The organism is Cohnella xylanilytica (genome assembly GCF_014212175.1).
Lineage (GTDB): Bacteria > Bacillota > Bacilli > Paenibacillales > Paenibacillaceae > Cohnella > Cohnella xylanilytica.
The window spans coordinates 1-6,773 of record NZ_JACJVR010000148.1; the positions used below are offsets into that span (position 1 = coordinate 1).

At 56.7% G+C, this 6,773-nt stretch carries 8 protein-coding genes and 1 pseudogene; all 9 read right to left on the reverse strand.

Annotated features, from left to right (window positions below; genetic code table 11):
- Positions 1-301: pseudogene (locus H7B90_RS31415) on the reverse strand (flagellar biosynthesis protein FlhF); the annotation flags it as partial.
- Positions 298-2,331: a flagellar biosynthesis protein FlhA gene (gene flhA / locus H7B90_RS31420; protein WP_185139857.1), complete on the reverse strand. Its 2,034-nt coding sequence runs from the start codon at positions 2,329-2,331 to the stop codon at positions 298-300. The pseudogene H7B90_RS31415 and the gene flhA, both read right to left, overlap by 4 nt.
- A 41-nt stretch (positions 2,332-2,372) precedes the next feature.
- Positions 2,373-3,470, reverse strand: coding sequence for a flagellar biosynthesis protein FlhB (flhB, locus tag H7B90_RS31425; protein WP_185139858.1), 1,098 nt, complete (start codon positions 3,468-3,470; stop codon positions 2,373-2,375).
- 32 nt (positions 3,471-3,502) lie between these two features.
- Positions 3,503-4,291 (reverse strand): flagellar biosynthetic protein FliR, encoded by a 789-nt coding sequence (fliR, locus tag H7B90_RS31430; protein ID WP_185139859.1) that lies wholly within the window; start codon positions 4,289-4,291, stop codon positions 3,503-3,505.
- Positions 4,292-4,297: 6 nt separating this feature from the next.
- Entirely contained in the window at positions 4,298-4,567 is a 270-nt protein-coding gene (gene fliQ / locus H7B90_RS31435; protein ID WP_185139860.1) for a flagellar biosynthesis protein FliQ, read from the reverse strand.
- Positions 4,568-4,601: 34 nt separating this feature from the next.
- Positions 4,602-5,348, reverse strand: coding sequence for a flagellar type III secretion system pore protein FliP (gene fliP, locus H7B90_RS31440; protein ID WP_185139861.1), 747 nt, complete (start codon positions 5,346-5,348; stop codon positions 4,602-4,604).
- Positions 5,345-5,872 (reverse strand): flagellar biosynthetic protein FliO, encoded by a 528-nt coding sequence (locus tag H7B90_RS31445; protein WP_185139862.1) that lies wholly within the window; start codon positions 5,870-5,872, stop codon positions 5,345-5,347. Before H7B90_RS31445 ends, fliP begins: the two co-directional genes overlap by 4 nt.
- Before the next feature lie 19 nt (positions 5,873-5,891).
- The gene (locus H7B90_RS31450; protein WP_185139863.1) at positions 5,892-6,254 is read right to left on the reverse strand and encodes a response regulator; all 363 of its coding nucleotides are present in this window, start codon (positions 6,252-6,254) and stop codon (positions 5,892-5,894) included.
- A gap of 21 nt (positions 6,255-6,275) precedes the next feature.
- Positions 6,276-6,773: flagellar motor switch protein FliN (gene fliN / locus H7B90_RS31455; RefSeq protein ID WP_185139864.1), on the reverse strand; the 498-nt coding region annotated here is incomplete at its 5' end.

Below are 6,773 nucleotides of genomic sequence, written 5' to 3' on the forward strand. Positions count from 1 at the left end.
CCGCCTGCGCCTCCGGGTCCGGCTCGGGCGCGACCGCTACCGCCGCGGCCGCCGCCGAAGCGAACGCCGCCGCCGGGGAGGCGGCTCGCGGCGAAGAAGCGGCCGCGGGCCGGGCCTTCGGCTTGGACGCCGATTCGTCGACGGCCGCGATGACCTCCACCCGTTTCTTGCGGAACATGCCAAGAAATCCGCCTATGCGGATTTCCTTGGTGTTCAGAATGACGGCGTCCGATCCGAGCTCGTTACGAATCATCTGGACCGCTTCCGGCAAATCGTTCACTAAATATCGTTTGACCTTCATGCGTTCACCACCCCGACGCTCTGCACTTCAATGTTCGGTTCCAGCTCGCTGTAGGAGATGACCGGAATGTCTTGCATGGTGCGCTCCAGCAATTGGCGCATGTACATCCGAATGGTCGGCGACGTCAGGATAATCGGCTGCTGTCCCATCTGGACGGCCCGGTTCACTTGCTCGGTCAGCTTCTGATAGATCGTCTGCGAGGAGGACGGATCCAAGGCGAGATAGCTGCCTTGGTCCGACTGCTGCACCGCTTCCGCGATCTTCTTCTCGACCGAGGGGCTGACCGTGATGACTTTAAGCGGCTCGTTCGGATTCGCGTATTGCTGCGTAATCTGCCTGGACAGCGCCTGGCGGACGTATTCCGTCAGCACGTCCGGGTCCTTCGTGTACTTGCCGTAATCCGCGAGCGTCTCGAAGATGGTGACGAGATCGCGGATCGAGATCTTCTCCTTCAGCAGCTTCGAGAGCACCTTCTGAAGATCTCCGATAGACATCGTGGAAGGAATAAGCTCCTCCACGAGAGTCGCGTGGCTCTCCTTGACGCTGTCGACGAGCGCTTTGGTCTCTTGGCGCCCGATCAGCTCGTGCGCGTACTTCTTGATCACCTCGGTCAGATGGGTCGCCACGACGGACGGCGGATCGACGACCGTATAGCCGGCCAATTCCGCTCTTTCCTTGGTCGCTTCGTCGATCCAGAGGGCCGGAAGTCCGAAGGCTGGTTCTTTGGTCTCGATCCCGGTCACGGCATCGTCGTCGAACCCGGGACTCATGGCCAGGTAGTGATGTAACAACAATTCGCCACGAGCTACCAAATTTCCTTTCATTTTGATAATATATTCGTTCGGTTTGAGTTGAATATTGTCGCGAATTCGGATAACCGGGACGATCAGCCCCATCTCGAGGGCGCATTGCCTTCGGATCATGATGATCCGGTCCAGCAAATCCCCGCCCTGCTGCGTATCGGCCAGAGGGATCAAGCCGTAGCCGAATTCGAATTCGATCGGATCGACTTGCAGCAGGCTGATGACGCTCTCCGGGCTGCGCACCTCCTCGATCTCCTTCTCCTCTACCAGCAGATCCTCTTCCTTCTGCTTCTTGCTCAGGTTCAGCTGGAGCCGGTAAGCCGCGATGACCAGAATGACGGCATAAGGAATCGTCGCGAAAAATCCGATCGGCGTCGCAATGCCCAGCAGCGCGATCGTGCCGGCGACGATGTAGAGCAGCCGCGGGTACCGAAGGAGCTGCGTGGATATGTCGTGCGCCATGTTGCCGTCGGATGCGGCGCGGGTGACGATAATGCCCGTCGCCGTGCTGATGAGCAGGGCCGGGATCTGGCTGACGAGACCGTCGCCGATCGTCAGAATCGAGTATGTATTCAGCGCGTCCGTGATGTTCATGCCGTGAATGGCCATGCCGATGATGAAGCCGCCGATCAGGTTGATGACGACAATGATAATGCTCGCGATGGCATCGCCCTTCACGAACTTGGAGGCGCCGTCCATCGCGCCGTAGAAGTCGGCTTCCTTCTCGATCTTCGTCCGCCGCTCCTTCGCTTGGTGCTCGTTGATGAGGCCCGCGTTCAGGTCGGCGTCGATGCTCATCTGCTTGCCGGGCATCGCGTCGAGCGTGAATCTCGCGGCGACTTCCGATACGCGCTCGGCGCCTCGGGTGATAACGATGAACTGGACGACGACGAGGATGAGGAAGACGACGAAGCCGATGGCGAGCTCTCCGCCGGCGACGAACCGACCGAAGGTGGCGACGACCTTCCCCGCCTCCCCTTCGGAGAGAATCAATCGCGTCGTCGAGATATTCAGCGCGAGCCGGAACAGCGTCGTGATCAGGAGCAGCGTCGGGAAGATCGAGAAATTCAGCGCGTCGGTCGTGTTCATCGAGATGAGCAGTATCATGAGCGCGGCCGAAATATTCACGATCAGCAGCACGTCCAGAAGCTGGTGCGGTATGGGGAGGACCATCATCAGGACGATGCCGATGATGCCGACTAGAATGCTGATGTCCCGAATTTTCAAGGTAACTCCTCCCTCTTCTGAGGACCCGCGATCCGGCATCGCTAGCCGTTGCGGCGTCCTCCCTTCAAGCGATATACGTAAGCCAGCACTTCCGCGACCGCCTGGAACAGATCGGCCGGAATCGTATCTCCGATCTCCGTTCTGTCGAACAGCGCGCGGGCGAGCGGTTTGTTTTCCATCGTAATGACGTTATGGGCCTTGGCGATCTCCCGAATCCGCAGCGCCAGGAAGTCCTGGCCCTTGGCGATGACCTTCGGGGCGTCCATCTTCGAGCCGTCGTATTGCAGCGCGACCGCGAAGTGGGTCGGGTTCGTGATGATGACGTCGGCTTTGGGCACCTCCTGCATCATCCGCATGATCGCCATGCGCCTCTGGCGTTCCTTGATTTTTCCTTTTATTCTTGGATCGCCTTCCATGTTTTTGAATTCATCCTTGATATCCTGCTTGCTCATTCGAAGACTCTTTTCGTGCGAATACTTCTGATAGTAATAGTCGCCAATCGCCAGTACGAACATCAGAACGCCGATGAGAAGCGTCAACTGGGCGGTTATTTTCCCCGTGAAGGCGAACACGTCCGCGATGGGCACATGAGCAAGAGCCATAACCTGATCTTTCTCGGACCATAGAACCAAATAGACGACGATGCTGACGGCGAACAATTTAAGAGAGCTCTTGAGAAGTTCGACCACGGATCTCAAGCCGAACATTCGCTTGAAGCCGTTAATAGGATTTAAACTGCTAAGCTTAGGTTTCAAAGGTTCGGCGGTAAAGAGCCACCCCATTTGAACGTAGCTTACGGCGAATGCCGTAATGATAACGGCTATAAAAATCGGAGCCAGAAAAAAAAGCATTTCGGTCGAATAACGAGTCAGCATCCCTAATACGTTTTCCTGAGTGACATCCCTATTCAGACCGTGAAGGAAAACATCGCTGAACAATCGAAGAATTCGATTCCAGAACACGGAACCGAGAAATAAAAACAGGCTGATCGTAACGATTAAGATAACGGAGCTTACCAGTTCCTGACTGTGAGCTACCTGGCCTTTGTCCCTGGCTTCCTTCCTTTTTTTAGGCGTCGCCTTTTCCGTCTTCTCACCCGAGAACAACTGCAAATCCATTGGTAGCCGGAATCGGGACATCGGGCAGGTACACTCCTTACAGTCAGACATGTCTATGGCGACTGATCCTTGAAAATATGCAGCAGTTTATCGATTGAACCAAACATATGATCGAAGATCGTTTGAAACAGGACGCTGAACCCTGGCAGGAGCAATAGCAAAACCGCCAGCCCGAGTAGAATTTTGATCGGAATCCCGATTACAAACACTTGATATTGAGGCGCCGCTCTAGATAAGAGAGCAAGTCCCAAGTCGATCAGAAACATCGCAACGACCATCGGAGCGGATATTTGCAAGGCGAGCAGGAAAATCGCGGCAAACGTCCGCGCGATAAACTCCGCCAAGCTGCCCGAAGCGATCGTTTGGAAGACATGACCGTCAAGCGGCAGCCAGTTGTAGCTGTCCATGATCGCGCCGATCAAATAATGATGGCCGTTGATCGCCAGAAACACCATCGTTTGAAGCATGAATTTCAAATTGCCGAGCATCGGCGCGGATACGCCGGTCAGCGGGTCGACGATGTTCGCAACGCCGAGTCCCATCTGCATGTCCATTAAGGAACCCGCGATCTGCACGACCGTAAAAAACAAGTAAGCGACGAAACCGATAATGAGGCCGGCCAACACTTCTTTTAAAATAGCCAGAATATAGGTTCCGTCCACGGGTACGGCATTATCGAAGCCGACGTTGAGAAAGACGATGACGGAGATAAAAAAGGCAAACCCGATCTTCATCGTTCTCGGAAAGTTCCTCGTCGAGAATACCGGCGCAACTACGATAAAGGAAGAAATGCGGCAAAGGACGAGCAGGAACGCCGGGAAAAGCTGCATCACTTGATCCATGTATCGTCATCCAATGTAGTTCGCCAAATTGCCGAGCAAGTGACTCGTAAAATCGACCAATACGCTTAGAATCCAGGGTCCGAACAGAAGAATCGCCACGAATACGGCTATGATTTTCGGAATGAAGGCAAGCGTTTGTTCGTGAATATTCGTCGTCGCTTGAAAGATGCTGACGAGCAATCCGACGATCAGGCCTAACCCCAGCATCGGAGCGCTCACCTTCAGCACCGTGTACATGGCTTGGCCGGCCAAGCCGATAATAAATTCAGCGCTCATGCGAGTCCCCCCATCGATCGGTTACGCCCGAGATTCATGTCTGAAAGCTGGTCAGCAGCGACTTGACGACCAAATACCAACCGTCTACCAGAACGAATAGCAGAATCTTGAACGGAAGCGATATCATGACCGGCGGTAGCATCATCATCCCCATCGCCATCAACGTGCTGGCGACGACCATGTCGATGATGAGGAACGGCACGAAGATCATGAACCCCATCTGGAACGCCGTCTTCAGCTCGCTCATGGCGTAGGCCGGAACGAGCACGGTAATCGGAATATCCTGATATGTAGCCGGTTTCTCGGTCTTGGTGTAATTCATGAACAGCAGCAGGTCCTTCTCCCGGGTCTGCTTGTACATGAATTCCTTCATCGGCACCGCGGCCTTGGCGAGAGCGTCCGTCTGGGAGATCTGGCCCTTCAGGTAAGGCTGCAGCGCTTGGTCGTTCACTTGCGTCAGCGTCGGCGACATGATGAACAAGGTCATGAACAACGCGAGACCGATAAGGACCTGGTTGGGCGGCATCGTCTGCGTGCCGAGCGACGTGCGGACGAACCCGAGCACGATGACGATCCGCGTGAAGCTCGTCATCAGCACCAGAATGGCGGGAGCCAGACTCAGAACCGTTATCAGCAGCAAAAGCGACAACGAGGACGCTCCGATCGGCTCCTTGCCGTCGCCCAGATTCACGCTAATGGCGGGTTCCGCGAACGCGTAGCCGCCGATGGCCAGGAAGGAGCCTTGCAAGGCCGCAAAGCTAAGCAGTAACTTCTTCTTCATGTGTCATCCGTCCGATCTGCGGAACGGCCTTGGTCGAGCAGCTGCTCCACTTGCTGGCGGCGTTCCGACATCTGCCGCAGCCGGGTCTCCAGCGTCTGCTCGAAGCTCGGCTGCTTCCCGGACGGCGCACCGCTCTCGTCGGCGGGCGCCCCGCGGTTCGTCCACTTGCGAAGCCACGACGGAATCGCCGCCTCCCCGGCCGCGTTCGAGGTGTCATGCTCCGCGAGCAGAGCCGCGACCGTGTCGGCGTCGGTGATCGCTTCGAGCAGCGTCACGTTGTCGCCGACCCCAAGGACGTATATCCGGCCGTTCCATTCTACGATCTGAAGCGATTTGTTCGTGCCGACGGCCACGCCGCCGAGCGAACGGAGAGACCGGTTCATCCACCAGCCGCGGTTGCGCTTGCCGATGAACCGGAGCAAGACGATGATCAATCCGACGATCAGGACCAGGACGAGCAGGATCCGCAGCACTTCCCAACCCGAGGTGCCCGGCAGATCGTTCGCAAGCGTAAACGCGGGCATCGAGTCTTACGCTCCCGACTCAGCCGAGCGTCTTCTTGATCGCTTCGATAACCCGGTCCGCCTGGAACGGCTTCACGATGAAGTCTTTGGCGCCCGCTTGAATGGCGTCGATAACCATCGCCTGCTGGCCCATGGCCGAGCACATGATGACCTTGGCGTTGGAATCGATCTTGCGGATCTCCTTCAGGGCCGCGATTCCGTCCATCTCCGGCATCGTGATATCCATCGTGATCAGGTCCGGGAGAAGCTCCTTGTATTTCTCGATGGCCTGGGCGCCGTCTTGGGCTTCGCCGACGACCTCGTAGCCGTTCTTGGTCAGAATGTCGCGAATCATCATTCGCATGAACGCTGCGTCGTCTACAATCAAAATCCGGTTTGCCATGTTTGGTTCCTCCCAGTGGTCTTATTGAAGTTTTTGGACGCGATCCCATTGGCTTACGATATCGGTTACGCGGACGCCGAAGTTCTCGTCGATGACGACGACTTCGCCTTTGGCGATCAATTTGTTATTGACCAGAATGTCGACGGGTTCGCCGGCGAGCTTGTCCAGCTCGATAATGGAGCCTTGGGACAGCTCCAGAATCTCTTTGATCTGCTTCTTCGTCCGTCCCAGCTCGACCGTAACCTTGAGCGGGATATCCATAAGCAGACCGAGGTTCGTCTCGTCCAGGTGGGCGGGCACGCCCCCTTGGAAGTTCGAGAACTGAACCGGCTGCACGTTCACGTTCCGGTTCATCGGCGCTCCCCCGAGCGTCTGCGGGTGGGAGTAATCGACGTACGGCGGATAGCCCGTCATCGGCGGCATTCCCGCGGCCGGATGCGGCGGATATTGCGGCGCCGAATTCGGCGGGTATGGCGCGGCCGGATTCGGCGCATGGCTTGGCCCGGGCGCCGGGGCGGC